At 75.3% G+C, this 3,758-nt stretch carries 3 protein-coding genes; all 3 read left to right on the top strand.

Translation table 11 applies throughout. The features are described 5' to 3' along the window. The first annotated feature begins 144 nt into the window (after nucleotides 1-144). Nucleotides 145-1,077 (top strand): glycine betaine ABC transporter substrate-binding protein, encoded by a 933-nt coding sequence (locus ACFWEK_RS19960; RefSeq protein ID WP_430546688.1) that lies wholly within the window; start codon nucleotides 145-147, stop codon nucleotides 1,075-1,077. Nucleotides 1,078-1,174: 97 nt separating this feature from the next. After that, nucleotides 1,175-1,867, top strand: coding sequence for a YoaK family protein (locus ACFWEK_RS19955; RefSeq protein ID WP_430555174.1), 693 nt, complete (start codon nucleotides 1,175-1,177; stop codon nucleotides 1,865-1,867). Beyond that, nucleotides 1,864-3,758, top strand: a 1,895-nt coding sequence (locus ACFWEK_RS19950) for a gamma-glutamyltransferase family protein (protein ID WP_430555173.1), incomplete at its 3' end; no start/stop codon positions are given. The genes ACFWEK_RS19955 and ACFWEK_RS19950, both read left to right, overlap by 4 nt.

The following is a 3,758-nucleotide window of genomic DNA, read 5'->3' as shown; positions in this document are numbered from 1 at the left end:
GCGGCCGGCCACCGGCCGCCGCACGACGCCACCGAAAGAACTCCGACTTCTTCGACGACCTCAAGGCCGCCGCAACCGCATGAGCCGCGCGGCACGGACCGCACGACGGCCGCGCCGGCACAGCCAGATCCCCAGGAGGACAGCATGAACACGCGCCACACCCGACGAATCGCCGCCGCCGGCGGCACCCTCGCCCTCGCCCTCTCCCTCGCCGCCTGCGGCTCGGACGACGGCGGCAGCAGCAGCTCGGACGGCGGTGACGAGAAGGAGATCACGATCGGCATCCCGTCCGGCTGGGACGAGGGCATCGCCGTCTCGAACCTCTGGGCCAAGGTGCTCGAGGAGAAGGGCTACGAGGTCGAGACCAAGACCGCCGACATCGGCGTGGTCTTCACCGGCCTCGCGGGAGGCGACATGGACGTGCTGTTCGACACGTGGCTCCCGATCACCCACGCCGACTACGTCGAGAAGTTCGGCGACGACATCTCCGACCTCGGCACCTGGTACGACGACGCCAAGCTCACCATCGCGGTGAACGAGGACTCGCCGGCCCAGACCATCGGCGACCTCGCCAAGTACGCCGACGACTACGGCAACAAGCTGGTCGGCATCGAGGCCGGCGCGGGGCTCACCAAGGTGACCAAGGAGAACGCCATCCCGACCTACGGTCTGGAGGGCCTCGACTACACGATCTCGTCGACGCCGGCGATGCTCGCCGAGCTCAAGGGCGCCGCCGACAAGGGCAACAACATCGCCGTCACGCTGTGGCGCCCGCACTGGGCCTACGACGAGTTCCCCGTCCGGGACCTCGAGGACCCCGAGGGCGCGATGGGCGACGCCGAGGCGATCCACACGTACGGCACCTCGGACTTCGCGGACCGCTACCCGGAGCTCGCCGGCTGGCTGAAGGACTTCACCCTCGACGACGAGCAGCTGTTCTCGCTGGAGAACCTCATGTTCAACGACGAGGAGTACGCGGACGACCCCGAGGCCGCCGTCGAGGCATGGCTCAAGGACAACCCGGACTTCGTCGACCAGGTCACCGGCGGCGCTGCCGCCGGCGACTCCGCGGAGTGACCCCCGCGGCGAGGTAGCTCCGTGCACGCCGAGGCAGCACCGTCCCCGTGGGCGGTGCTGCCTCGGCGTCTCCCGGCCCCCTCGGTACGGTGACCCGGTGCCCTCTTCGTTCCTCGGACCGCTCGGCCGCGACCGGGACCGGCTGCACCTGGTCCTCATGCTCGCCCTGACGTTCTCCACCGGCATCGCCGACGCCGTCGGCTATCTCGGCCTCGACCGGGTGTTCACCGGCAACATGACGGGCAACGTCGTCATCCTCGGGATGGCGCTCGCCGGAGGCGACGACCTCCCCGTCGCCGGGCCGCTGCTCGCGCTGGGCACGTTCATGGCCGGGGCGGCGCTGGCCGGCGTCGTGCTGCGGCCCGTGCAGGTGGGGTGGACGGCCCGCACCACCGGGATGTTCGCGACCGTCGGGGCCCTGCTGGCGGCGATCACGGTGCTGCTCGCCGTCTCGGGCGACGACCTGCCGCACGCCGTGCAGCTCACCGTGACCGGGCTGCTGGCCCTCGCGATGGGCACGCAGGCGGCGACGGCGCGTCATCTGTCGGTCAAGGACGTCACGACGGTCGTCGTCACGTCGACCATCACCGGCCTGGCCGCCGACTCCCGCCTCGCCGGCGGGCACGGCACGAACTCCGGGCGGCGCATCGCCGCGATCGCCCTCATCTGCGCCGGTGCCGCCGCCGGCGCCCTGCTGCTGCAGGGCCATCTGGCGTGGGGCGTGGGCGTGAGCGCCGTGCTGACGCTCCTCGTCGCCGCTCTCGGACACACCACGGAGGACCCTCGATGACGTTCACTCCCCCGACCCCCCACCCCACGCGCCCCGACCTGCGCGGCACGTTCGGGATGGCCGCCTCCACGCACTGGCTGGCGAGCGCGAGCGCCCAGTCGGTGCTGGAGCGGGGCGGCACCGCGTTCGACGCGGCCGTCGCGGGCGCGTTCGTGCTGCACGTCGTCGAGCCGCACCTCAACGGCCCCGGCGGGGACATGACGGCGATCCTCGCGACGGCGGACGAGCCCGCGCGACCTCGGGTGCTGGTGGGCCAGGGCCCGGCGCCGGCCGGGGCGACGATCGCGCACTACCGCGACGCCGAGGGGCTGGACCTCGTGCCCGGCTCCGGCGCGCTGGCGGCCGCCGTGCCGGGCGCCGTCGACGCGTGGCTCCTGCTGCTGCGCGACCACGGCACGTGGACCGTGGCCGACGTCCTCGCCCCCGCGATCGGGTACGCGCGCGACGGCCACCCGGTGCTGGCCGCCGTGTGCCGCACGATCGAGGGCGTCGCCGGGCTCTTCTCCGAGCACTGGCCCACGTCGGCGGAGCGCTGGCTGCCCGGCGGGCGCGCCCCGCGGCCCGGCGAGCTCCTCACCAACCCCGAGCTGGCGGCCGTGCTCGCGCGCCTCGTCGCCGCCGAGGCCGACGCCGCCGCGGACGGTGCCGACCGGGCCGGCGCGGTGGACGCCGCCCGAGCCGCGTGGGGGGCCGTCGTCGGCGAGGCGGTCGAGGACTTCGTGCGCACGCCGCACCGGCACGCCGACGGCCGCGACCACGCGGGGGTGATCACCGCGGCGGACGTCGCGGGGTTCGAGGCGACGTTCGAGGACGCCACGACCATCGACTTCCGCGGGTACACCGTGGCCAAGACCGGGGCCTGGGGGCAGGGCCCGGCGCTGCTGGAGGCGCTGCGCATCCTCGACGGGTTCGACGACGCGCGGCTCGACCCGTCGACCGAGCTCGGCGCGCACACGGTGCTCGAGGCGCTCAAGCTCGCCCTCGCCGACCGCGACACCTGGTACGGGGACGGCGACCGCGGAGGCGGCGTGCCCCTCGACGTCCTGCTCTCCTCCGAGTACGCCGCCGCCCGCCGCGCCCTGATCGGCGAGCGCGCGTCCCACGACGTCCGCCCCGGCGACGTCGCGGGCCGCGGCACCCCGGCGACGCCGCCCCTGCGCACGTCGTACGCCACGGACGTCCCGGCCGCCGCCCTGCCCGGCGCCCCGGCCGGCGGCCCCGCGGCCGGCGTCGGCGAGCCGACCGTCGTCGTCGGGGCGACAGCGCCCCTGAACGGCGACGGCCTCGAGACCGACGCCACGGGCGCGACCCGCGGCGACACGTGCCACCTGGACGTCGTCGACCGCTGGGGCAACATGATCAGCGCGACGCCGTCGGGCGGCTGGCTGCAGTCCTCCCCCACGGTGCCCGGCCTCGGCTTCGCCCTGGGCACCCGGCTGCAGATGACGTGGCTGGACGAGGCGTCCCCGTCCGCCCTGACGCCCGGCCGCAGGCCCCGCACCACGCTCACCCCGACGCTCGTGCTGCGCGACGGCGAGCCCGTGCTCGCGTGCGGGTCGCCGGGCGGCGACCAGCAGGACCAGTGGCAGCTCGCGTTCCTGCTGCGCGTGCTGGTGGGCGGGTACACGCCGCAGGAGGCGATCGACGCCCCGGCCCTGCACACGACGTCCGCGCCGGGCTCGTTCTGGCCGCGCACCTGGACGCCCGGCGGCGCCGTCGTCGAGGACCGGCTCGGCGCCGACGTCCTCGCCGGGCTGGTCGAGCGCGGCCACGTGCTCACGCTCGCGGGCGACTGGGCGCTCGGGCGCCTCAGCGCCGTGTCGCGCGACCCCGCCACCGGCGTGCTCGGCGCGGCGGCGAACCCCCGCGGCGCGCAGGGGTACGCCGCGGG

Source organism: Isoptericola sp. NPDC060257, from assembly GCF_042726645.1.
Lineage (GTDB): Bacteria > Actinomycetota > Actinomycetes > Actinomycetales > Cellulomonadaceae > Isoptericola > Isoptericola nanjingensis.
This window is presented reverse-complemented; position numbering and strand designations above follow the sequence as displayed.

What these genes read in the sequence shown, in the direction of transcription:
- ACFWEK_RS19960 (WP_430546688.1), top strand. Translation starts at nt 145, where the DNA reads ATGAACACGCGCCACACCCGACGAATCGCCGCCGCCGGCGGCACCCTC.